This window comes from Micromonospora sp. CPCC 205558, from assembly GCF_036902955.1.
GTDB lineage: Bacteria > Actinomycetota > Actinomycetes > Mycobacteriales > Micromonosporaceae > Micromonospora.
Genome location: NZ_JBAKHR010000027.1, coordinates 79,150 through 101,530 on the forward strand (window position 1 = coordinate 79,150; position 22,381 = coordinate 101,530).

Consider the following 22,381-nt stretch of genomic DNA (forward strand, 5'->3'; position numbering starts at 1 on the left):
GGGGCTTGCCGCAAGGCCCGGGTCCGGGCGCAGAATCAGCGGCCGGACCAGCACAAACGAGGTAACGGGGGCGCGACGTGGGTGTGTTGTCGGTGGACGAGGGCCACAGCGACCGGGAGCTGTTGTGGGATCTTCGGGAGGTCGACGGGTCGCAGGTGCCAAGCGTCGGCGGCAAGGCCGCGCACCTGGGCGACCTGACCCGAATCGACGGGGTCCGGGTGCCGCCCGGGTTCTGCCTGACGACGGCCGCCTTCCGGCGGGTCATGGCGCGGGTGCCGTCGATCGACGATCGGCTCGACCGGCTGTCGCGGCTGAGCCCGGATGACCGGGAGGCGATCGGCACCCTCAGCGCGGAGATCCGCCGCAGCATCGAGGAGACCGCGATTCCGGCCGACCTGGCCGCCGCGATCACCGGCGCGCTCGCCTGCTTCGGGGAGCAGGCCGCCTACGCCGTGCGCTCCAGCGCGACGGCCGAGGACACGCCCACGGCCTCCTTCGCGGGCCAGCAGGACACCTACCTGAACGTCGTGGGGTCGCAGGCGATCCTGCGGCATGTAAGCCAATGCTGGGCGTCGCTGTTCACCGAGCGGGCCGTCAGCTACCGCCTGCGCAACAGCATCGACCACCGCACGGCCCAGATGGCTGTCGTCGTACAGCAGATGGTTTTTCCGGATGCCTCCGGCATCCTGTTCACGGCCGACCCGGTCACGGGCAACCGGAAGGTCGCGACCGTGGATGCCAGCTTCGGCCTCGGCGAGGCCCTGGTCTCCGGCCTGGTGAACCCGGACGTCTTCACGGTGCGCGACGGCGAGGTAGTCACCGGGGAGGTCGCCGCCAAACAGCGTGCCGTCGCTGCCCTGCCGGGCGGCGGGACGCGGGAGGTGGCGATCGACGCGCAGCGGCAGGACCAGCCGGCGCTGACGCACGCACAGGTCATCCGGCTGGTGCGGCTCGGGCGACGGATCGAGGCGCACTTCGGCCGCCCGCAGGACATCGAATGGTGCCTGGTCGACGACGACTTCCACATCGTGCAGAGCCGACCGATCACCACGCTCTTCCCCATTCCCGCAGCGGCTGACCAGGAGAACCACGTCTACCTGTCGGTCGGCCACCAGCAGATGATGACCGACGCCATGAGGCCGCTGGGGCTGTCGATGTGGACATTGACCGCCATCGCGTCGATGCGGGAGGCCGGCGGGAGGTTGTTCGTCGACGCCACCCGGTTGCTGGCCGCACCCGCGAGCCGCGCCAGCTTCCTGGAGATGGCGGGCCGGACGGATCCGCTGACGAAGGACGCGCTGGAGAGCCTCCTCGACGGCCGGGACTTCATCCCGACGCTGCCGAACGGCGGCGGTCCCGGCACGCCGACAACCGGCGGTGCGCCCGCCCCGATCGAGAACGACCCGGCCATCGTGACCGAGTTGATCGCGCGCAGCGAGGCGTCCATCGCCGCCCTGCGGCGCGACATCGCGACGGTGACCGGCCCGGCGTTGTTCGACTTCCTGCTGGCGGCCTTCCAGGAGCACAAACGGGCCGTCAGTGACCCGCTGAGCATGCAGGCGATCATGGCTGGCATGGAGGCCACCTGGTGGCTCAACGACCGGCTGCACGAGTGGCTGGGCGAGCGCAACGCCGCGGACACCCTCACCCTCTCCGCCCCCGGCAACATCACGGCGGAGATGGGGTTGGCGCTACTCGACGTCGCCGACGTGATCCGTCCGTATCCGGAGGTGGTGGCATTCCTGGAGGGCGTCGAGGACGACGGCTTCCTCGACGGGTTGCCGGCACTGCCGGGCGGGACGGAGGCGCGCGCCGCCATCGAGGGATACCTCGACCGGTACGGCATGCGGTGCGTCGGCGAGATCGACATCACCAGGCCACGGTGGAGCGAACGCCCCAGCACCCTCGTACCCGTGATCCTCGACAACGTCCGGCTCTTCGAGCCGGGCGCGGCCCGGCGACGCTTCGCGCAGGGACGGCAGCAGGCGCAGCACAAGGCGCAGGAGGTGCTGTCGCGCCTGCGGGCCCTGCCGGACGGGCAGCGCAAGGCCGAGGAAACCGAGCGGATGATCGACCGGGTACGGACCTTCGTCGGCTATCGGGAGTACCCGAAGTACGGCATCATCAGCCGCTACTTCGTCTACAAGCACGCCCTGCTGGCAGAGGCCGAACGCCTGGTGCGTGCCGGCGTGCTCGCCGAGACCGACGACGTCTTCTACCTCACGTTCGAGGAGTTCCACGAGGTGGCGCGCTCACACCAGGTGGACCACGAGCTGATCCGGCAGCGCAGGGACGCGTTCCGGTGGCACCAGGCGCTCACACCACCCCGGGTGCTGACCTCGGACGGGGAAGCCATCACCGGGGCGTACCGGCGCGACGACGTGCCGGCTGGCGCGCTGGTCGGTGTGCCGGTGTCCGCCGGAACGGTCGACGGACGCGCCCGCGTCATCCTGGACATCGCACAGGCCGATCTCGAAGCCGGTGACATCCTCGTCACCGCCCACACCGACCCGAGCTGGACGCCTCTGTTCGTCGGCATCGCCGGCCTGGTGACGGAGGTCGGCGGGGCGATGACCCACGGCGCGGTGATTGCCCGGGAGTACGGTTTGCCGGCGGTCGTCAGCGTGCTCGACGCCACCCGGCTGATCCAAGATGGGCAACGCATCCGCGTGCACGGCAGCGACGGGTACGTCGAGATCCTGCCCTGACCGACGGCACTGGAGGAGGAACAACAGATGGGTGCCTCTGTCCGAGGTCTGGCGACCCTGGTGGTCACGGCGTCGACCCTTGTCTCGTTGGTGGGGTGCAGCAGCAGCAGCAGCAGCAGCAACAGCAACAGCAGCAGCGGCGACGGCGACGCGACCGAGGCGCGACCGACGCCGAGCCCGGAGGTGACGCTCACCCCGTCACCGGCCGCCGACCGGGAGTTCCAGCGGTTGGAGCAGCAGTTCGGGGCGCGGCTGGGGGTCTACGCCGTCGACACGGGCAGCGGCCGCACTGTCGAGTTCCGCGCCGACGAGCGGTTCGCGTACGCCTCGACCTGGAAGGCGTTGGCCGCCGCTGAGGTGCTCGACGGCGCCACCGACGCCCAACTGGATCGGGTGGTGCGGTATTCGGCGCAGGATCTGGTGACGCACTCCCCGATCACCGAGAAGCACGTCGGCGAGGGCATGAGCCTGCGCGCCCTCGCCGACGCCGCGGTGCGCTACAGCGACAACACGGCCGGCAACCTGCTGCTGCGTCACCTCGGCGGGCCGGCGGGGTTCGAGTCGAAGCTGCGCGCGCTCGGCGACACGGTCACCGACGCCGCCCGCTACGAGACCGCGATGAACGAGGGAAAGCCTGGTGACAGGCGGGACACCAGCACCGCGCGGGCACTCGCCGGCGATCTCCGGGCGTACACCGTGGGGGTTGCGCTGGAACCGGCGGACCGTGACGTGCTGCGCGGCTGGCTGCGGGGCAACACCACCGGCGCGACGCTGGTCCGGGCCGGGGTGCCGGCCGGCTGGGTGGTCGGCGACAAGACCGGCACCGGCGGGTACGGCACCCGCAACGACATCGCGGTGATCTGGCCGCCCGGCAGGGCTCCGATCGTGCTCGCGGTGCTGTCCAGCCGTGGCAAGAAGGACGCCACGCCGGACGACGCCCTCATCGCCCAGGCCACCAGGGTGGTCGTCGCCCAGCTGCGGGCATGAGGCCGTCAGGTTGCGGCGCAGCTGTCGTACGCCGTCTACCCTCCGGATGAGGCCGTCGTGCCGCGATCGGGCATGGTCCTTCACCGGTCACGGCCAAGGAAGGAATCATGCGGTTCGAAGTCCTGGGGCCACTGCGGGCCGTCGACAGCTCCGGATCGGTGGTGCCCGCCGGCAGGCATCAGCACGAGGTCGTCCTCGCCTGCCTCCTGGCCGCCGGCGGGCAGGCGGTCGCCGACAGCACGTTGCTGGAGGCCCTGTGGGGTCGCGACCCGAGCGACAGCAAGCAGGTGGCACTGCGGGTCCTCGTCCATCATCTGCGCCGCACCCTGGGCACCGGATCGATCATTCGCGCGGCCGGCGGCTACCGGATCAGCCTGGCCGGCCATCAGGTTGACGCCGACGAGTTCGTCGCGCTGGTCGACGCGGCCGCACGCGACGAGGCGCAGGGCCGACTCGCCGAGGCGCGTGACCGCTACCGGGCGGCACTGCGACTGTGGCGGGGTACGGACGCCTACCAGGGCACCGCCGACACCGATCAGGTGCGGGCGGTCTCCCACCACCTGGGCGAGCAGCGTCTGACCGCCTACGAGAGCTGCGTCGACATCGAACTCAGCCTCGGCCGGCACCGGGAACTGTGCGCCGAACTGTCGGCCGTGGCCACGGAGAACGCGCTGCGCGAGCGCCTCCAGGCGCAACTGATGCTCGCGCTCGTACGCAGTGACCGCCGGGCGGAGGCGTTGCTCGTCTACGAGCGGACCAGGCGCATCCTCTCCGACGAGCTTGGGACGGATCCGGGCACCCGCCTCCAGCAGCTGCACACCGCGATCCTGCGCGGCCCCGCCCCCGCGGCCGTACCGACCGCCGCTCCACCCACCGCGGCGCGGCCGGCGCAGTTGCCCGCGCCACCCAGCGATTTTGTCGGGCGCGACGACGAGCTCGCGGCCCTCGATGCCCTGCTCGCGCCATCCCGACCCGGTCAGCGTCCCGGTGGCGCGGTGGTCGTGACCGGGTCCGGTGGCATGGGCAAGACAGCCCTGGTCACGCACTGGGCCGACCAGCACCGGCAGCGTTTCCCCGACGGGCAGCTCTATCTGGATCTCGACGATGACGTCCCGGCGACGGTGGCGCTGGCCAGGGCCCTGGTCGATCTCGGCGTCGCCCCCGACGACGTGCCACAGCAGGCCGAGACACGCGCCGCGCAGCTGCGATCGCTGCTGTCGCGCAGCACGGTGCTGGTGGTCCTGGACAATGTGAGCAGTGCCCAGCAGGCCCGGCCGTTCTTCCCCGGCACCGGCGACAGCCGCCTGGTGATCATTAGTCGGAATCGGTTGGACGGGCTCATCGCCCGCGAGGGCGCTCGCCTGCTCGTCCTCAACCCGCTCCACGTCGACTCGGCCACCCGTCTGCTCGGCGCGATCGCCGGGATGCCCGGCGGCGCGGACGACGACATTCGTACCCTCGTGATGTTGTGCCACGGGATGCCGTTGGCAATTCGGATCGTGGGCGCCCACCTGCGGCTGGGAGCCGGGCCGGGCACCCTCGTCGTCGCCCTGCACGACGAGCGCACCCGACTGGCCCGGCTCAGCACCACCGACGGCGATGTGAGCGTGCGCGCGGTCATCGCGGTGTCGTACCGGCGGCTGGCCGCACCGGCACGTCGGCTGTTGCGCCGTCTCGGCCTGTCGGATGCCCACACGATCCCGCCCGGCGCCGCGGCCGCACTCGCCGGCATCGTCGCCGGCACCGTCCTGACGGACCTGGTCGACCGGCTCGCCGAGGTCAATGTCGTCACGATCGAAGCGGACAGCCGGATCAGCCTCCACCAGCTGACCCACATGTTCGCCCACGAGCAGGGCCAGCTCGAAGACACCTCGGCCGATCGGCGGGCCGCCGAACGCCAACTGCTCCGCTGGTACGGGCACGTGGCCCGCCACGCGCAGCAGCGCATCAGGCCGACGGCCGGCGAGGCCCACAGCGCTGGGGTCTCTGACCCGGAGCATCTCTTCCTGCCTGACCTGCCCGACACGCTCACGGCGGTGGAGTGGATCGACACCGAGGCGGACACGATCATCAGGTTGATCGCCCAGCACGGCGGGACCCACAGTGATCTCGTCTGGCCTCTTGCCGTCAACATCCGTGGCTGGTTGCAACGCCGCGCACCCCGCGACACCTGGATCAGCGTGGTCGAGCACGGCATCCGGGCCGCCGCCCTGGCCGGCAGCAGGACCGGCGAGGCCACCCTGCACGGGAGCCTGGGCGTGGCACACAGCCTGCTGCTGCAACGCGCTGAGGCCCGCGCGGCGTTCCAGCACGCCAGCGCGCTCTTCGCACAGGGCGGCGACGACGCCGGCAGGGCCGACGTGGAGGCGAGCCTGGGTGCGATGCTCGCCGACAGCGGGGCGCTCGACGAGGCGCTCCCGCCACTGCTGCGGGCACGACACCTCGCGACCCAGCTGAACGACCCCGACCTCACCTTCAAGGTCGAACTCAACCTCGGCTACCTGCATCGACGGGCCGACCGTCAACAGGAGGCCCGTGACGCGTACACGGCGGCGTTGTCGGCCGCCCAACGGTCCAGCAACCGGGACTGGTTGTCGGCGAGCGTGCACACCAATCTCGGCCGGCTGCATCTCCTTCAGGGTGACCTCGATCAGGCCGGGCACCACTACGACGAAGCGGTCCGGCTCGCGCGGAGCACGGGTGACCGGATGCGGGAAGCCTGGGCGCTGCACGGATGTTCCGACGTCTTCGCAGCCCGACGGAACCTCCCGGCCGCCGTCGCGGCCCTGCACGAGGCGGTCACGATCCTCGAAACTCTGGGCGATCGTCGGCTCCCCGAGATGCGCGCCCGGCTGTCGGAGCTGCTCTCGGACAGCCCGGCCGGGCAGCCGCTGCCGCAGACGCAGACGTAGCCCACCCGTCGTCTCGACAGTTTCCGGCACCCCCGCGTGGTGGCCCTCGATCCGCCAACCGCACGTTGGCGTCTCCACCTCGTAGCCAACATCGAGCCAACACGCTGTTGGGAGACTGCGCCCTGGTAGTCAGTCAGCGCCCGTACGAAACAGACGGGGGTGGTCGGCGCGGTCGCACCGGTCACGGCGTACGGCTCTGGTCGTGCTACCTACCGCCCGATTCGTACGCGAAGTGGAAGGGACCCTGTCTTGTCTCTGTCGAAGAAGGTTGTCGCGGTGGGCGCGGCCCTCAGCACGGCCGCGACGCTCGGCGTGGCTACCCCGGCCAGCGCCGCCTCCAACTACATCCACAACGCCACCAACCTCGGCCTGGGGGTCATCCACGTCCAGGACGGCAACTACACGCACGGCAACTACGACGTGATCCTCCCTGCGGGCCGCAAGACGACCGATTTCTGGCCGACCGCCGCCGGCTACTACATCGGCCCCGGCTACTGCGGGTACGAATGGACCCTCACCGGCGGCAGTTGGCTCCTGACCAACGACAACGTGGCTCCCGGGAAGCACTTCATCCCCACCACCCGCACCATCCAGGTGCGCGTGGAGCGCTGCTGACCCCGGGCCCCCGCCGCGTTCGCCCTGAAGATTCACTCGGGTTTCAGGAAGTTGGGGTGTCCCCGGCACCGGGACACCCCGACTTCCGTAAAGGCGAGTAAATCACGCGCGGCGGGGGCCTTTCAGCTCTTGGCCTTGCTGCGACGGGTCCGCCGACGGGAGGCGTCGTCGCCGCCGCCGGCCAGCCGGGTGAAGGTGAGCATGTTCGCCAGCGCCACGGCGATGATCGCGAGGCCAACCTGGATCGCGAGCACGACCCAGTCCCAGCGCAGCACCCACACCTGCACGTTGGCTCCGTCGTCAATGTGGAGCGCCCTGGCGACCACGGTGCCCAGCACCGCCGAGCCGACGCCGATGACGAACGTGGCGAAGAAGCCGATCCGCTGCCTCCCCGGCAGGATGAGTCGACCGAGCAGGCCGACGAGCGCGCCGATGAGCACCGCGCCGAGATAACCAGTTACCAGCATTGCCGTCTCCCCTCCAGCAGTGCCCAGATACATGCCCGAATCTCACGTTGCCGGAAACCCCGCCCCGCTCAGGGGCCGCGGGCATGTCACCCCGACCCACTACGCTGGCGGAGCTTTCACACCAGAACGTAAGGACGCAGATGGCCCGCCCCTACAAACCCGGACCGAAGCAGTTCGTCTTCACCGTCGGCGACGGCAACGATCAGCACGTCTCGGTGGGCGACCCGCAGGAGGCGTACGAGGCGTTCTCTGCGTTCTTCCGGGGCCAAGAGTCCGACACCTACACCATCAGGGACGAGCCGGCGGGGCAGAGTTTGGCGCTCATGCCGCGGCTGGGGGTGATCTCCCGAGTCAAGGGTGCGGACCAACCCCGGTCGGAACACCTCCAGGTCGACAGGCCCAACCGCTACCTGCCGAGCGCGATGCTGTTCTTCGAGAACGGATATGCCGGCCTCGACCACTTCGGCCAGTGGTTCTCCGACCTCTCCGACCTCAACGCGTCACCGGAGACCCGCGGTGCCGCCCGCGCCGCCACGTTCACCACGGAAGCAGCGGCGATCACAGAGGTCGGCCGGATCTGGGCCGATTCCGGCATCGTCGACCCGAGCGACACGTACTACGTCTTCTTCGACTCTCATGATGTCGACGACGACCGGGCCGAACGAGCCGAACTGCTCCAGTTGACCGCGTTCCTCGGTCTCGAACGAGTCGACGCCCCGGCCCAGGCCGCCGGGGGCGAAGTCTGGGTGCGCACCGACCCGCGCCTTGAGGTCGAATGTGCACGGTGGGCGTGAACGGATGAGGGACGTCGTCTTCGCGCGTAGCGGCAGTGCCTGGATCCCGAACGTGATCCGGGACGGCGGCGAACTGAAGCTGATGCTCGCCGCCGGTGCCGACGCCAACCACGACCCTCGCCCGTTCACGTTCCCGATCTCCGAAGCCCATCTTGCGGTGATCCGGGAGGACCTGGCCAGACACCTGCTGCTCTGGAGTGCGGTCCTTCCGCTGTGCGACGCGGCCGGCACCCAGGGCTCGCTCGACGAGAACGCCGCCGTCGCACTCCTGGACCCGGTCCTGCTCTCCCCGCCCGCCGACGTCGACGCGCTCTTTCGGCGCATCCGGTGGGACCGGACCCGGCTCGTCGCCCACAGCGCCGACATCGATCTGCTAGAGCGCGGTCAGGTCTGCGAGGCGATGCGCGCGGCGACGGAGCTGTCGAACGAGAAACGTGCGCAGGAGGATCACGCGAACCGCCGTCGCACCGAACGCGGCGTAGCCCTCGGGCCGCTCGACGCTGAGATTCTGAAGTACACGGGCCAGTATCTGCATGGCGCGACCGTTCCCCGGCGGAACCCCGACGCCGTCGACCCCGCGCTGCTGCCCCAGGTCATGCGGGTGATCGCCACCGCCGAGCAGGCGTCCGCCGGGATGCGGATCGGCCTCGATCCGCGGGTCGGTGCCGGTGCAGCTGCCTGATCCATCTTCTATCGGTTTCCGTGCCGGCCGTACCGCGCGACCATGGTGCGGACGGCGTCGTCCACCACCGCGATCACGCGGTCCGGGGTCACCGTCCATCCCGGGATCAGCAGGCTCGGCCAGAACAGGTAGTTGGAGATCATCCCGAGGAACTGCGTCGTGGCCATCTGCGGGTCCGTGATGTCCGCCGTCCCCGCGTCGCGCTCGGCCATGAGGTAGGCCCGAACTGTCTCGAAGTACGGCAGCTTGCCCTCCGCGAAGTGCGCCTTGGCCAACTCCGGGAAGCGGGGCAACTCGGCGATGACGATGCGGAACAGATCCGCCATCCCCGGTCGGCCCAACAGCGCCGCATAATGCCGCCCGAGCGTGGTCAGGCCGGCTACCAGGTCGCCCGCTGACGGCATTTCGGCGTCATCACCACCGGCCCAGGAGTCGATGACGATGGCATCGAACAGGGCCGCTTTCGTCGGGAACTGCTTGAACAGCGTCGCCTTCGACACCCCGGCTTCCTCGGCGATGCGGGCCAGCGACGCCCGGTCGTAGCCCAACTCGAGGAACAGCTGCGTGGCGGCCTGCACGATCAGCGCGCGCTTCTCCCGAGCCACCCGCTGGTGATAGGTCGTCATGCGGCCATCATAGCGAGGTGAGTGGGTTGACTCACCACTCACGGCGGCGTACCGTTGCCATGGTGAGTCGCCCGACTCACCATCTGCCTCTCACGGAGGACCGCATGTCCCGCTTCATCGCTCAAACAGCTCTCGTCACCGGGGGCACGGGTGGGCAGGGCGCCAGCCACGTACGGGCCTTCCACGCCGAGGGTGCCAACGTCGTCATCGCCGACATCGACGTTGAGCGCGGTGCCGCCCTCGCCGCCGAACTGGGTGACAGAGCACTTTTCGTACGCCTCGACGTCTCCGACGAGAAGTCGTGGGCCGACGCCGTCGCGGCGACCGAGGAGACGTTCGGCGCGCTCACCATCTTGGTCAACAACGCCGGAGTGCAGAACCCGCCAGCCCTGATCGAGTCCACCGATCAGTCCACGTGGGCGCGCATCCTCGACATCAACCTCACCGGCACGTTCCTCGGCATCAAGACCGCCACACCAGCGCTGCGACGAGCGGGCGGTGGGGTGATCGTCAACATCGCCTCCGTCATGGGCACCGGAGGCACCGCCTTCTACGCGCCCTACGTCGCCAGCAAGTGGGCCATCCGCGGGCTCACCCAGACCGCCGCCCTCGAACTGGGACGCGACAACATCCGCGTCAACACCATCCACCCCGGCGTCGTCGCCACCAAGTTCATCACCCAACCAGCTGCCGGGGCCGACGCGCCGATCGCCGACTTCTACACCCCCGAGCCGTTCGCCGTTCCCCGGTGCGGGCAACCCGCCGACATCACCGCAACGCTGCTGTTCCTCGCCTCGCCCGACGCCGCGTTCATCACCGGCGCCGAGCACATCGTCGACGGCGGGCTGCTCCTCGGACCCGCCCTGAAGAACGAGGCCGCATGACGTCGCTGTCGCACCTACCGCCGGAGATGAGGCGAGCCATCGAGATCACGCCCGCGGCCGGCACCCGCGAACGGATCGTGGACATCACGACCACCGGCCGGCGCACCGGACGACCCCGCCGCATCGAGATCTTCTTCTACCGCGCCCACGGCGCCACGTACCTCTGCAGCGGCGCGGGCGGAGGCCCCACCGACTGGAGCGCGAACCTCCGCGCGAACCCCGCCTTCACCTTCCACCTGAAGAACGGTGTCAGAGCCGACCTACCGGCTCACGCCATCCCCGTCACCGATCCGGCCGAACGAGCGGCGGTCCTCGCCGCCATCGTCGACGACCTCAACCAGCCTCACGATCCCGGCACGATTCGGCCGACACGGTTGGCGGACTGGGCCGACAGCAGACTGATGCGCATCCATTTCGACTGAGGTCGCAGGTCGCCGGATGTCACCCGCGCGGATGCGGATCCTTTTGGCGCCCCGTTCAGTCCTCGTCCTGCCACCTGCGCACATCAGTCTGGTCGTGATAGGGCATCCGGTCCGGCGTGGTGATGAATTCCATCGTCGTGCCCCACGGCGTGCGGCAGTAGCAGACTCTGTTTCCCGGACCTTGTTCAGTTGTATAAGGAATAGGGCGAGGCTCCGTGAGGGGGGTGCCTCCGGCCCTTCTGAGGCGCTCAACCGATGCATCGATGTCGTCGGTGTAGAGGCCGAAGTGCGTGATGCCGAAGTCGCTCGGTCGGACCGGCTGGGCTTGTTCGGGGCCGTGCATTTCGAAGAGCTCGAAGTCGGGTCCGGTTCCGATCTTGACCATCGCCTGCGCGCGCACGACCGTTCCAGGGTAGGCGCCGACGGCCCGCTCGAATTCGGGTCCCTGCCTCGGCGGATCCTGCGGTCCGAAGGACTGATAGATCACCTGGGCGCCGAAAGCTTCCACGAAGAACGTTTTTGCGGCTTCGATGTCCGGCACTGTGATGCCGATATGATTGACGCCGCGAATGACAGGTGCGCTCATGACAGCTTTCCCTTCTTATTTAACCGATCGGCGCGGTCGCAGAGTGTCACTTTGCCTTGAGGAAATTGGTCAGAGCGGCCGCGACGTCATCCGGCCGTTCCTCCGCGAGATAGTGGCTGGACCGCGCAACCGGGCCGCCCTTCACGTTGCCGGCGAACTCTTTGAGCATCGGCACCATCTGCGCGCCGAAGCGCTGCTCCCCGCCGAGACCCAGCACCGGAATCTCGAGCGGCTTCTTCTTGTACTCGAGCGCAGCGGCATGGTCGGCGGTGAGGGTCCGATACCATTCCAGGCCGCCGCGGGTGCGGCCAGGAAGCGCCATCGCTTTCGCGTAGATGTCGATGTCCGCCGGGTCGAAGGTGCTGTGATCGTAGAACCGCTCAGCCATGAAGGTTGACACATAGTCGTACTCACGGCCGTGGATCAGGCGCTCGGGTAGATCCCGGTTCATATGAAAGCTGAAGTGCCAGAGGCTCGCGGTCGCCGCCTCCCATCCGGTCCAGCCGGGCAGCGGAACGTCGAGGACGGCCAGGTGGGTAACAGCCTGCCGATGGATGGCGGCCTGCGGCAGGGCGACCATCCCGCCGATGTCATGTCCACACACGGCGTAGCGCTCATGCCCAAGGGCAACCATGACGTCGTGCGCGTCGCCCGCCATCGTCGCCTTGTCATAGCCGTCGAGGGGGCAGTCGGAGAAGCCCGCGCCGCGCAGATCGATGGCCACCACGCTGAAACGCTCAGCCAGCAGCGGCATCACACTGTGCCAACCCCACCACGTTTCCGGCCATCCGTGCAGCAGAAGGACCGGCGGGCCCGAGCCTCCCGTGACGGCGTTGATCTTGATGCCATTCGCCGGCACCAGTTGCTGGGTAAACCCCTTCAAAGCTGCGATCATGATCGCTTCCCAGTGAGATGTTGACGTTCGAAAGAGCTCGCGGCCAATGCTCAGGGCTGGTCGAAATCGGTGGCGATCGTGATGTCGCGCCAGGCGTCGATATCGCTGCTGCCGCCGCCACGAACCGTCACTTCGGCCATGATTGAGCGGTTCTCAGGCGTCTCAGACCAAGCTACCGCGACCAGGTAGTACTAGGGTCGAACCATCCGGGACAGCTCAACAACCCGGCCGGATTCGCCCTGCGCCGACGTCAGCCCCTGAATCCAACGTGACTGCATGATGCTGATTGTCGGACTCGACGAACGAAGCCCGCAGCCGATCGGCAGACTTACCCGAGAGGGCGAGCGCCTGGCCATGGCTGACGGCGGAGCCGGCGAGCTGATCGGCGTGGTTGACAAGGAGTAGCGACGTTGAGTGACACCGATCTGAGCGCCCGCAGCGACCGGGGCAGTGAGTACGCCAACCTGTCCCGCCTGGTCCGAAACGCCGGACTCCTCGACCGACGACCCCGCCGCTACACGGTGCGGGTGACGGTGGTGCTGGGTGGTCTCGTACTGCTGGGCGTGCTGTTCGTGCGGCTCGGGTCGTCGTGGTGGCAGACGGCTACCGCGGCCGGCCTCGCGGTGCTCCTCGCGCAGCTGGCGTTTCTCGGTCACGACGCCGGACATCAGCAGATCTTCCGCTCCCGCCGGGCGAACGACATGGTCGGCCTGGTGTGCGCCAACCTGGTGACCGGGATCAGTTACGGGTGGTGGGTCGACAAGCACAACCGCCACCATGCGAATCCGAACACCGAAGACCGCGACCCCGACCTCGCGGTGGCTCCGCTGTCCTTCACCCCCGGTCAGGCCGCGGCACAGCGCGGCCTGCGGGCGCTGTTCGTCCGGCACCAGGCGGCGCTGTTCTTCCCTCTGCTGCTGGCGGAGGGTCTGCACCTGCACGCCGCCAGCGTCCGGGCGATCGTGCGCCGCAGCGGGCTCAGGCGCCGACGAACCGAGGCTGCACTGCTCGTCCTGCATTTCGCCGGCTATTTCGGGGCCGTGTTCCTGGTCCTGAGCGTTCCGCAGGCGATCGTGTTCATCCTGGTCAACCAGGCCCTCTTCGGGCTCTACCTGGGCAGCTCCTTCGCCCCCAACCACAAGGGCATGCCCATCCTGACCAAGGCCGACAACCTCGACTACCTACGCCGACAGGTCCTCACCTCCCGCAACGTGCGCGGTGGCCCGCTCATCGATGCACTACTCGGTGGGCTCAACTACCAGATCGAACATCACCTCTTCCCCAGCATGCCCCGCCCCAACCTCCACCACGCCCAGCCGCTGATCCGCCAGTTCTGCGCGGACCACGACGTCGCCTACCGCGAAACGACTCTCATTCAGTCCTGGGCGCAAGGGCTGGCACACCTACGGGCGGTGGGCCGAGCCAGCTAACCCAAGTCATCAACCTCGGAAAGCCCAGTGGAGGATCAGCAGGGGGTCAGCTGCCAAGTCACCTTCGTGACATTGACCGGCATATACAGGTCGCCCCCGGTCCCGCCGGCAGGAGCACAGGTCTTGAAAGGAATCGACGAGCCAAAAGTGAACCCGGATATCACGGCGTCGCGGCCTGTGCCGTTGTAGAAGTTGAATCCCTGGATGCTGCCGGTCCACTCGCTGTTGGTCGTCAGAGACGGCGTCTCCACGGGACCCTGCGGCGGGTGATTCCAGTTGGGCCAGATACAGAGCATGCCCTGCGGGCAGTTCCCGGACCCCCAGCCTTGTATCGACACTCCGGGTGCTGCCGCCGAGGTGGCGGGGGCGGCGGCCAGCACGCCTGTGACGGACGCGGCGATGGCGATGGCGATGGATTTCAACAGCACGGTTCACCTGCTCCTAAATAGACGCCTGTCGTTGTAGATTTACACTACTGGCGGAAATTTGACAGGTCAAGCATCTGAAGCGATATGCCGGTCGAGGAGGGCCAGGCAGGCGTCGCTCTCGGCCACAGGCCGGTCAGCGGGTGAGGCCGACCAGCGTCGCCAGTCGCGCGATACCGGCCGGCGCCGGCTGCGCGCGGGCGACATCGGCGATGACGGTACGCGCCAACGACCGGCACCGAACCTCAGCCGGCGCGACACTGTCCGCGTCGACCAGCGCGCGAGCAGCCCCGCGCAGGTCACCCACCTGGAGGTACGCCCGCGCGACATCAACCAGGTACGCACCCCGATACTCAGCCGGCAACCGCCGCCACCCCTCCCGCCGGATGACGCTTGAGTGCCGTCGCAGCGCCTCGACAGCGTCACCCCGTTGCGCCGTGACCAGCACCCGCGCCAGCTCCACGGCGGTTGCGCCGAAGCTGGTGCGGTGCGGATCGTCGTACCCCCTCAGGCTGGCGGCAACGCCCACGGCCCGGTCGATCAGCTCGTCGGCGCGACGGTGCTCCCCGCAGCCGGCGGCGGCAAGCGCGGCCTGCACCAGCAACGTCCCACCCACCGCCCACTCCCCCGCCGACCGCCGCTCGCCCTGCCCCTCGCTCTCGCTCTCGTGATCAAGAGGTTTGCGGCGTGTTTGATCTCCAAAGGTGACGCAAACCTCTTGATCACCGGAATGGGTTGACCGTGGAAGGACGCGGTTGGCGGCGGGGAGCAGCGCGGCCAGGGCCAGGCGGTCGCGGCCCTGCGCGCGGAGCGCCTCGCCCACCGAGATGCTCGCTGTCGCCGCGAGCAGCGGGTCGTCGCCGGCGGCGGACATCGCCCGGTCGGCCGCCAGCCAGGCCAGATCCGCCTCGGCCAGCTTCACCAACAACGACGACGTGATCCGGTACGCCTGCACCAGCAACTCCGCCGACCGCACGCCCTGGATGACGTCGAGCAGACCCGGCAACACCCGCACCAACTGCCCGTAATGCGCATGCTGATAGGTCAACCACGCGTGCCCGACCTGCCGTCTCAGCTCGTCCGTCCGCGGTGGAGCCTGCGGGATGTCGTAGCGGGCCAGCGCAGCCCGAATCTCGTCCACCCCATCCGGCGTACCCGTCGGGGTGCCCTTTGGCTGGCCGAGCAACACCTCCGGGTCGACCCGCAGGACGTGGGCCAACTCCTGGATCACCGAGTACCGGTCCAGGGTGCGGGCACCCCGCTCGATCTTGTCCACCCAACTCTTCGACCTACGTAACCGGTCGGCGAGCATCTGCTGTGTCATCTGCCGCCGCACCCGCCAGCTCGCCACCCGACGACCGATCGGCACGTCATCGTTGGTCACGCCGCCACCGCCGGTCCGGGACCGCACGGGTCGTGTCGTCAACGGGTACGCGCTCCGCCTCGGCCTGCGCCAGAAGGCGCTGCTTGGCAGCCTCCCGCTCGGCCGCCTCACTGTTGTTCTCCGGAGCGTTGTCGTCCTGTCCGCTCATCCCCGCCTCCTCCGGTGGAGGCCCAGCAGCTCAGGATCGACCGTTGCCGTGCTGGGCCATCAGGACGTACTCACGTCCCAAACCGGACAGTAGGGCGGATTGGTGATGTGGTGATTACTGCCAGTTATGCGGCCAGGTTGATGCCGATACGGCCGGCGAGCAGGCGCAACTCGTCGGGGATCGCCCGGCGCTGGGCGCGCTGGGCCAGGGTGACCACGGCATCCCGAGCGAGAGGGTTGATGGCGAAGGGGATCGGCGCAGCTCGCTCAGCCTGGACGAATGCGGCGAGGGCTTCGGCGTCTCGGCGACCTCCGTCCGCCAGGGCACGACCGAGGTCGAGCCAGTAGGACTGTTGGCGGATCGACGCTGCGAGCACCTGCGGTCGAACCGTCCTCGACAGCTCGATGACTCGGCCGGACTCGCCCTGCTCGGCGGCGATGGACATCTCCCACAGCCCGACGTTCGTCGGTCCGAACCCACAGCCGTTGAAGCCAGCGCCGTCGGCCGGATCGCCGAGGGTTGCCGCCTCGCGGGCCGCCGCTGCGAGGTGGTCGTGCGTGACGTCCAGTCGCCCACTCACTGCCGAGGTCAACGCAGCGGAGAGGTGGAGCTGACCGAGCATCTGTCGGACTCGTGGGTCGGCAGCGTCGGCTTGAAGCTCGGTCAGGGACCGGTCAGCAGCGCGGGCCGCTACGGGCGCAGACTCGATCGGCAGGCTCTGCGCGTAGGCGAATCGAGACGCAGCGATCCAAGCTGGATCCTCAGCGTCCTCGGCAACCGCCCCGGAGAGCCGGGCCGCGTTAAGGGCCAGGTGGCGGTATCCGAGATTCCGCAGACAGGTGGCGGTCTGGTAGGCCACCTGGACGAGCACGGTGCCGCCCACAGCGGCGGCTTCAAGTAGAAGACTGGGCAGCATACGAGCCATCGCGGGGTAGTTGCACGAGGTGCGGAGCTGCTCGGCGCGGGCGATCTCGGCAGACAGACGCTCCGCTGTGTAGGTCGACGGGCGGCGTGCGCCGTCCTCGATCTCGATCAGGGCGGACCAGATGGCCGGCACGCATTCGGCGGCGCTTTCACGGGCCGGGTCGCCGGACTCGGTGCCCTGGCCGAGCAGGTCAGCCACGGTGACCTGGAGGGCGGCAGCGAGAGCCACCAGAGTAGATCGACGGTCGATGGTCTTCCGCCCCGACTCCACCTGCGACACGTACGACTGGGTGACGCCGGCGAGCCCCGCGAGGACAGCCTGGGTCATCCCGCCACGGCGCATCCGCCAGTACCGGATCCTGGCACCGATGGTGTCCGGCTTCCTCACCATGCGGCCACCCCCAGGTGTGGAGTCGATTGCGGCGCTAAGCCGCTACCAGCGCACGGTACACCGCAGAGCATCGAAGTAGTGACGCTGAGCGGCCGCGTGCGGTTGCCCGCGTGACGCGTCGAACGAACAGCACGCTACCGCTCGTCGGTAGCTCAGCCCGCAGCCAGCACTCGCCACAGGTGAACGTGGGTGAGCGCCATGGCTGCTATGCCAGGGCGATTTGAAGTAGGGGCTCCTCGACATGGAGCCGGATCTGCCCTGATCGAGCCTGTCGACCACAGTGACCTAAAGCGCGGCAGCGAGAGCGACCAGAGTGGAGCGATGGCCAACGGTCCTCGGCTAACTCGACCTGCGACACGTAGGACTGGTTCCTATCGGCGACCCGAGCCAGGACGGCTTGCGCCAGTTTGCCACAGCGAATCCGCCAATAGCGGATCCTGACAGCGATGGAATTCGGCTTTTTCATTATGCCTCCACCCACCCAAAGGAGGACGATGAGGCAGCGTCCACGGACCCTTTCCCGCAGCTGTAAATACACGTGCAGAAGTCGGGGTGACATATCCATGCGGGACAGGCCGGATCAGTCCACCGTGCGCCGAATGTCTTCGACGACGCTGGATGAGGATATCGTTCGCTCGCCGCGCTCAAGGTCAAGGTAGCGGAGTTTTCCGGTGGACGATGCCGCCCGACTTCCGCTGCTTTGATAACTGTCAAGCACAAAGACGCTCCAACGGCCCGGCATCTCACCTTGCTCTGCAGTTATTAAGGGCCACATGTCTACCAGTGAGTTTTCCATTAGAAGGTGAACATGACCTGTGTCCAGTGGCTGGTCATGGGAGAAACGGACGGAGCCTACCGCAGAAGCATTTCCGGAGATCGTCGCGGCGTCAACATGAAAACAACCGCCGCTGTATTCCAGCGCGCCGGGCACAATTAGGCTGACATGCGGCCAATGTCGGGCTAATGCGAGGAACTGGTCAAGCCAGTCACCGACTATTGTTAGGCGCTCCTGCGCCCAGCGTCGACTAGGATCGGCACCGTGATGCAGATCGTTGCGGAGCGCAATGATCTCATCTGCGGCGCTTCGGCTAAGAAATTCAACCCATCGCCGAATTGCAGAGTCAGGTAGGTCATCTAGGAGCCGACGACACAAATGCTGCCAGGTGCCCATGCTCGGGCTTCGAAGAAATTCGACTAGAAGATCCCGGCCGGAGCGTCCGCAGGAGGCGCTTGCTGCCAAAGCGGCAAAGCGATACACGGCCTCAACGCAACTTATGGCCGCTCGCAATTTGTGAATCTCATCGGTTAGCAGCCCCATCCGGGAGAAAGGAATCGACAGCGCAGCAGGAAGTTCCGTTGTCGCAAACTGCCATCGAAGCCGAGAGGCGTCGGCAACCGCTTCTCGGACTCGGTCACACAACTCAACTTGGGCATTGTCCTTCACAACGAAATCGAGAGCGCCGAGTCGCATAGCCTTAATCGTTTCGGCTTGCCCGGCTTCGCCCGACAACACGATCGCATTCGCCGTTATCCGGTTCTCGACAAGTTTCTCCAGTAGCCAGAGACCACCCCATTCCTCTGGCGGCATGCGGAGATCCACGATGATGACATCAAACACTTCTGACTGGAGGCGACGCAGACCTGCTTCCCCGTCGTCGGCGAACCTGCATTCAACATTCAGGGGACTGAGTAGCTTGGCAAGCGTACGGACGACCTCACGCTGATCGTCGATGAACAGCAGTCGCGCTCGCCGACCTACGGGGATGGCTTCAATCACGTTGCGAGTCCTCCTCCTCGTCGCTCAGGAGAGCAAGCGGCAAGGTGACCAGCCACCCCCCTGCAGTGGTGTCGAACGGCTGCAAGTCGCCGCCAATTCGACGCAGAACGCGCAAGACGCCTGGTAGGCCTAGTCCACTTCCGTGCCGTTTACTGCTTGGGACCGAGGCTCCAGTTGCGAGGGCCTGGATTACTTGAGGCGGAAATCCTGGTCCCGTGTCCCGGACTTCCAGAAGAACGAGGTTGCCGTCAGAGACGACCGTGTAGTCGAAGGCAAGCTCACCTTCGTTATACATGGCCTCGACCGCATTCTTGACAAGGTTGTCAAGCACCCCTCGTAGGACGCTTTCACTCATCGCCACGACAGCTGGTGGCGTCGTCGGCGGTATTACCCGTACCGTTGGCGGAAGGGTCCGGATGAGGTCGCCTGCGTAACTTCGAAGGAATGAAGCCAAGTCGGCGGAGCCGCCGGCTGCGGAGCTGTACAGCATGTCGACATCGGCGAGTCGGCTCGCAATAGTCATTGCCGCATCGAGGTGCTTACTTGCGGCTAGATCCGCCGCTCGGCGTTGTGTGCGAGTTGCCGTCGAGCTGGCTAGGGCCACACGTGCTGCTGTGACTTCATTCTTTAGATTGTGGACGAGAGCACCGAGTTCGTGGTCGTAGTCGTCGACGTTCTGGCCCAGTTTGGCTGCGACCCACAGCCAGCCCGCCGAGGACGCCGGTATGTGATGACCAACATTAATTTCGACCCCGCCATCTGCGCGTGTCACAGAGATGCCTGGCGCTGCCTCGCATACCAAAGGAATAATTGGCGACTGCAAAGGATCACGTTCCCAGCCGCGCTCTAGAGAAAGGCGAATAACATGTCCTGCAGGGCCGGTAGAAAGGCTGGCGTATACGGATGCTCGCGGACCAAGAGCGGCCGCTGTAGAGTGCTGCAAGATCCGCAGGATGGCCGCTGCCGAGCGCTTGTCGAGCGGGACTACGCCCCCAGGGGTGTCGACACGTACAGCAAGGTGTTTCTTGTTCAACAGCGCCCAGTCCTGCAGGACTTCAACGAGATCAGCATCGCCATTCGGCGACAGCCAAACTCCTTGCGCAGCAGATAGCGCAAGAAGTTCACTCCACGGTAATTCCAGAAGGGCTATTCTATCGTCCTCTTCGGTCGACCGAATCCAATCAACGACCCGTGTCAGAGTCGATGAGAACTGGGGTCTAACCTGTGCGCGCCGCACCGCGTCGCCGTAATACTCGGCAAGGGTTTCTAGAATCTCCGACGACGGCGCTGAGGCTGCCGACATTATACGCAGCACCTCAAGATGCCAACGCCCAAAATAATCCCACTGGCCGGCTGCGACGTACTTAGCACCAAGCGCGTTTCGTCGCTGCAACCGTGGCCAGCGCGATCGCAGGCTGGAAAGTGCGCTTAATTGCCTTTCCAGCAGGAAAGTCGCGATATCAGCGCTGCGAGCATTCACTTCCTTGCCGATTCGCAGGTTGTCCGCATCAAGTACGATCTGCGCTGCCTGCTTACGGGCCGATTTCAGGCTTGACCCAAGGCCAATTGTTGTAACACCCGAATCCCCAGCAATCAAGCTAATTTTAACCCTGTATTCAGAACGATGGTCGGGGCCTATCTTCTCACTTTCATCTTGCCAAGTGAACTGAAGCTCGGCAGCCAGCTCCTGCATTACCGTGACTGGGTCGAGCAGCGATCGACCACTCTTCTCGAGGAGGAATTGTGAGACAACTGGAGGGAGACGGCTTTCGAAGATCAACCATTCAGATGCCTGCATAAATGCTGCCGCCAATGTGGCCTGTACGAAATTTGCAGCCATTTCGTCGCTAACGCCTACGGTCCTTTGTCCTGCGCCCAGCAATGCCGCGGCGGGCAACCTAAGCGCGACGGCAAGAGGGCGAAGGTCGCCGTCCGGCAGGGTGAGAGTCAACGAGATTTCGGGATCTGGCTTGCCGCTGGTGCTCAGCAGATGACTGGCCCTGGCGCGGGTAAAGACCGCCCCAAGGACCGCACTCCCCAGATTTGCCAATACTGCGTTACTATCCGATCGGGTGTCCCCTCGAGCAAGGTTCTCGTATACCCAAGAGGAGTGAGTGAGGGCTTTGGCGAAGAGATATGGGTCGGAGCATCCGAATTCGGTTGCCAAACGGCGGTGTTCAGCATAAACCGGGAGAGTGCGCCCGGCCAGACGGCTTATAGTGCGCCCGGCCGGACGGCTCGCAGGGGGTGATGACTGCTCAGCTCGATCAAGCAAGACCTTTGCATGGGCGGAGATATACGCCTTGCAGGCATTTTGGATCGCCTGCTTTCTGCGCTGGCTGACACCAACAGCTGATCGCCCGTCGCTTGTCGTCAGTAAGGCCTTGAAGCTACGCGCATGGTCAGGACCACCCTCAGTAACCGAATACGCTGGCGACAATTTTCCGAAGTTTTTATCGAAGATAGCTCGCCAATCACGAACGTCTCCCGCCATGGACTCTTGAGCCGCATATATCTGCTGAATTAACTGCCGGATTTGCCGGCCTGGCAGAAGGAGAGACCACCAGCCGAGCAGCTGCAACGCGACTGCCTCGTTACTGCGAGCCACCTGTCCACGGGCCAACTGCTGAAGCAAGATCTGCCGCTCGCCGGATCCAAACAATCCGTGATCGGCAACCCCGAGGCGATCGGCCAATGCGCGACGGGCCGACGAAATCACGCGAGCCTTCACAGCATCTCGCCGTGCGACGTCCCACCCTTCCGCGCGTTGCCCGATCGCCATTGTCAACTCCAGGTCCAGCACCGACTTGCCCACATTCGCTAGCAACGACAGGCAAGATGGCGACACAACCTCCGACAACTCGCGACTCTCATATAGGGCGGAGGAATGATGGCGCACGACCGTCAGCCAGCGGCGCTGATCAATAGTGAGCCTGTCCCCTTCGCTGCCGATCGCCGTCGCGAGTAACGGCCAAACGTCAGTCTCAACGACCGTGGATGGCAGCGACAAAAGTGGCGGAAGACCGTTCGTCACACGCCGAACCCTGCCACGAACGTGCCGCCGTGACAACCAGGTCGTAGTACAAAAGCTGCCAGACCCCTCGTGCGGCGTTTACACCTATAACCGTTCGACGCCCTAGAGGTGGTGGCCCTCTGATCGAGGTCTGGCATGGCACTAGCGCGAGGCAGCTCAAACACGTTAGGAGCTTCCCGTCCAAGAGAGTCCTGCTGCTACCTGCGGTGCGGTAATTCCGCAGTTGCCTAAGGGACGTCTCGTAACTGGGTGAAGGCGTTGCCCGGCCTCAGGCCGGTGGTCAGCCGGCG

20 protein-coding genes are annotated in these 22,381 nt (G+C 66.7%); 10 read left to right on the forward strand and 10 right to left on the reverse strand.

Features of this window, described 5'->3' with window-relative positions; genetic code table 11:
* Positions 1-77: 77 nt before the first annotated feature.
* The 4 genes from rph (at position 78) to V6U86_RS26175 (ending at position 7,222) form a co-directional block, all read left to right on the forward strand.
* Positions 78-2,708, forward strand: coding sequence for a rifamycin-inactivating phosphotransferase (rph, locus tag V6U86_RS26160; protein ID WP_334507586.1), 2,631 nt, complete (start codon positions 78-80; stop codon positions 2,706-2,708).
* Positions 2,709-2,735: 27 nt separating this feature from the next.
* Positions 2,736-3,695, forward strand: a complete 960-nt coding sequence (gene bla / locus V6U86_RS26165; RefSeq protein ID WP_334507588.1) for a class A beta-lactamase — start codon at positions 2,736-2,738, stop codon at positions 3,693-3,695.
* 107 nt (positions 3,696-3,802) lie between these two features.
* Entirely contained in the window at positions 3,803-6,607 is a 2,805-nt protein-coding gene (locus V6U86_RS26170) for an AfsR/SARP family transcriptional regulator (RefSeq protein ID WP_334507590.1), read from the forward strand.
* A 249-nt stretch (positions 6,608-6,856) separates the two neighbouring features.
* A complete protein-coding gene (locus V6U86_RS26175; RefSeq protein ID WP_334507591.1) occupies positions 6,857-7,222 on the forward strand; it encodes a hypothetical protein in 366 nt (121 codons plus the stop codon).
* 122 nt (positions 7,223-7,344) lie between these two features.
* Here the strand turns inward: V6U86_RS26175 and V6U86_RS26180 are convergent, their stop codons facing one another.
* Positions 7,345-7,689: a GlsB/YeaQ/YmgE family stress response membrane protein gene (locus tag V6U86_RS26180; RefSeq protein ID WP_334507594.1), complete on the reverse strand. Its 345-nt coding sequence runs from the start codon at positions 7,687-7,689 to the stop codon at positions 7,345-7,347.
* A 140-nt stretch (positions 7,690-7,829) separates the two neighbouring features.
* Between V6U86_RS26180 and V6U86_RS26185 the strand changes: the two genes are divergently transcribed.
* A complete protein-coding gene (locus V6U86_RS26185) occupies positions 7,830-8,483 on the forward strand; it encodes a hypothetical protein (protein ID WP_334507596.1) in 654 nt (217 codons plus the stop codon).
* Between the two features lie 4 nt (positions 8,484-8,487).
* Positions 8,488-9,165 carry a DUF6357 family protein gene (locus V6U86_RS26190; protein WP_334507598.1) on the forward strand — a complete coding sequence of 226 codons (678 nt, stop codon included), beginning with the start codon at positions 8,488-8,490 and terminating at the stop codon, positions 9,163-9,165.
* A gap of 8 nt (positions 9,166-9,173) precedes the next feature.
* Here the strand turns inward: V6U86_RS26190 and V6U86_RS26195 are convergent, their stop codons facing one another.
* Positions 9,174-9,791 carry a TetR/AcrR family transcriptional regulator gene (locus tag V6U86_RS26195; protein WP_334507600.1) on the reverse strand — a complete coding sequence of 206 codons (618 nt, stop codon included), beginning with the start codon at positions 9,789-9,791 and terminating at the stop codon, positions 9,174-9,176.
* A gap of 104 nt (positions 9,792-9,895) precedes the next feature.
* On the opposite strand from V6U86_RS26195, the gene V6U86_RS26200 reads away from it, so the two are divergent.
* Positions 9,896-10,675, forward strand: coding sequence for an SDR family NAD(P)-dependent oxidoreductase (locus V6U86_RS26200; protein WP_334507601.1), 780 nt, complete (start codon positions 9,896-9,898; stop codon positions 10,673-10,675).
* Positions 10,672-11,097 carry a nitroreductase/quinone reductase family protein gene (locus V6U86_RS26205; RefSeq protein WP_334507603.1) on the forward strand — a complete coding sequence of 142 codons (426 nt, stop codon included), beginning with the start codon at positions 10,672-10,674 and terminating at the stop codon, positions 11,095-11,097. Before V6U86_RS26200 ends, V6U86_RS26205 begins: the two co-directional genes overlap by 4 nt.
* Before the next feature lie 55 nt (positions 11,098-11,152).
* Here V6U86_RS26205 and V6U86_RS26210 read toward each other — a convergent pair whose 3' ends face one another.
* Both V6U86_RS26210 and V6U86_RS26215 read right to left on the reverse strand, forming a co-directional pair.
* A complete protein-coding gene (locus tag V6U86_RS26210; protein ID WP_334507605.1) occupies positions 11,153-11,683 on the reverse strand; it encodes a VOC family protein in 531 nt (176 codons plus the stop codon).
* 46 nt (positions 11,684-11,729) lie between these two features.
* On the reverse strand, positions 11,730-12,578 hold the full coding sequence (locus tag V6U86_RS26215; RefSeq protein ID WP_334507607.1) for an alpha/beta fold hydrolase: 849 nt from the start codon (positions 12,576-12,578) through the stop codon (positions 11,730-11,732).
* A gap of 276 nt (positions 12,579-12,854) precedes the next feature.
* Between V6U86_RS26215 and V6U86_RS26220 the strand changes: the two genes are divergently transcribed.
* Positions 12,855-12,983, forward strand: a complete 129-nt coding sequence (locus tag V6U86_RS26220; RefSeq protein WP_334507609.1) for a hypothetical protein — start codon at positions 12,855-12,857, stop codon at positions 12,981-12,983.
* 5 nt (positions 12,984-12,988) lie between these two features.
* On the forward strand, positions 12,989-14,008 hold the full coding sequence (locus V6U86_RS26225) for a fatty acid desaturase family protein (protein WP_334507611.1): 1,020 nt from the start codon (positions 12,989-12,991) through the stop codon (positions 14,006-14,008).
* A gap of 35 nt (positions 14,009-14,043) precedes the next feature.
* On the opposite strand, the gene V6U86_RS26230 is transcribed toward V6U86_RS26225, so the two are convergent.
* The 6 genes from V6U86_RS26230 to V6U86_RS26255 all read right to left on the reverse strand — a co-directional run bounded on the left by V6U86_RS26230 (position 14,044) and on the right by V6U86_RS26255 (position 21,788).
* Entirely contained in the window at positions 14,044-14,436 is a 393-nt protein-coding gene (locus tag V6U86_RS26230) for a hypothetical protein (protein ID WP_334507614.1), read from the reverse strand.
* A 133-nt stretch (positions 14,437-14,569) separates the two neighbouring features.
* Entirely contained in the window at positions 14,570-15,817 is a 1,248-nt protein-coding gene (locus tag V6U86_RS26235) for a helix-turn-helix domain-containing protein (protein ID WP_334507616.1), read from the reverse strand.
* The gene (locus tag V6U86_RS26240; protein ID WP_334507618.1) at positions 15,804-15,965 is read right to left on the reverse strand and encodes a hypothetical protein; all 162 of its coding nucleotides are present in this window, start codon (positions 15,963-15,965) and stop codon (positions 15,804-15,806) included. The genes V6U86_RS26235 and V6U86_RS26240 overlap by 14 nt, the downstream gene beginning before the upstream one ends.
* Before the next feature lie 124 nt (positions 15,966-16,089).
* Positions 16,090-17,280, reverse strand: coding sequence for a helix-turn-helix domain-containing protein (locus V6U86_RS26245; protein WP_334507620.1), 1,191 nt, complete (start codon positions 17,278-17,280; stop codon positions 16,090-16,092).
* Positions 17,281-17,860: 580 nt separating this feature from the next.
* A complete protein-coding gene (locus tag V6U86_RS26250; RefSeq protein ID WP_334507622.1) occupies positions 17,861-19,057 on the reverse strand; it encodes a response regulator in 1,197 nt (398 codons plus the stop codon).
* A complete protein-coding gene (locus tag V6U86_RS26255; protein ID WP_334507624.1) occupies positions 19,050-21,788 on the reverse strand; it encodes an ATP-binding protein in 2,739 nt (912 codons plus the stop codon). Before V6U86_RS26255 ends, V6U86_RS26250 begins: the two co-directional genes overlap by 8 nt.
* Positions 21,789-22,381: the final 593 nt, after the last annotated feature.

Bases quoted from the DNA above. Each gene is read 5' to 3' on its own strand.
- bla (WP_334507588.1), top strand. From the start codon at position 2,736: ATGGGTGCCTCTGTCCGAGGTCTGGCGACCCTGGTGGTCACGGCGTCG.
- V6U86_RS26170 (WP_334507590.1), top strand. From the start codon at position 3,803: ATGCGGTTCGAAGTCCTGGGGCCACTGCGGGCCGTCGACAGCTCCGGA.
- V6U86_RS26180 (WP_334507594.1), bottom strand. From the start codon at position 7,689: ATGCTGGTAACTGGTTATCTCGGCGCGGTGCTCATCGGCGCGCTCGTC.
- V6U86_RS26185 (WP_334507596.1), top strand. From the start codon at position 7,830: ATGGCCCGCCCCTACAAACCCGGACCGAAGCAGTTCGTCTTCACCGTC.
- V6U86_RS26190 (WP_334507598.1), top strand. From the start codon at position 8,488: ATGAGGGACGTCGTCTTCGCGCGTAGCGGCAGTGCCTGGATCCCGAAC.
- V6U86_RS26195 (WP_334507600.1), bottom strand. From the start codon at position 9,791: ATGACGACCTATCACCAGCGGGTGGCTCGGGAGAAGCGCGCGCTGATC.
- V6U86_RS26200 (WP_334507601.1), top strand. From the start codon at position 9,896: ATGTCCCGCTTCATCGCTCAAACAGCTCTCGTCACCGGGGGCACGGGT.
- V6U86_RS26205 (WP_334507603.1), top strand. From the start codon at position 10,672: ATGACGTCGCTGTCGCACCTACCGCCGGAGATGAGGCGAGCCATCGAG.
- V6U86_RS26210 (WP_334507605.1), bottom strand. From the start codon at position 11,683: ATGAGCGCACCTGTCATTCGCGGCGTCAATCATATCGGCATCACAGTG.
- V6U86_RS26215 (WP_334507607.1), bottom strand. From the start codon at position 12,578: ATGATCGCAGCTTTGAAGGGGTTTACCCAGCAACTGGTGCCGGCGAAT.
- V6U86_RS26220 (WP_334507609.1), top strand. From the start codon at position 12,855: ATGATGCTGATTGTCGGACTCGACGAACGAAGCCCGCAGCCGATCGGC.
- V6U86_RS26240 (WP_334507618.1), bottom strand. From the start codon at position 15,965: ATGAGCGGACAGGACGACAACGCTCCGGAGAACAACAGTGAGGCGGCC.
- V6U86_RS26245 (WP_334507620.1), bottom strand. From the start codon at position 17,280: ATGGTGAGGAAGCCGGACACCATCGGTGCCAGGATCCGGTACTGGCGG.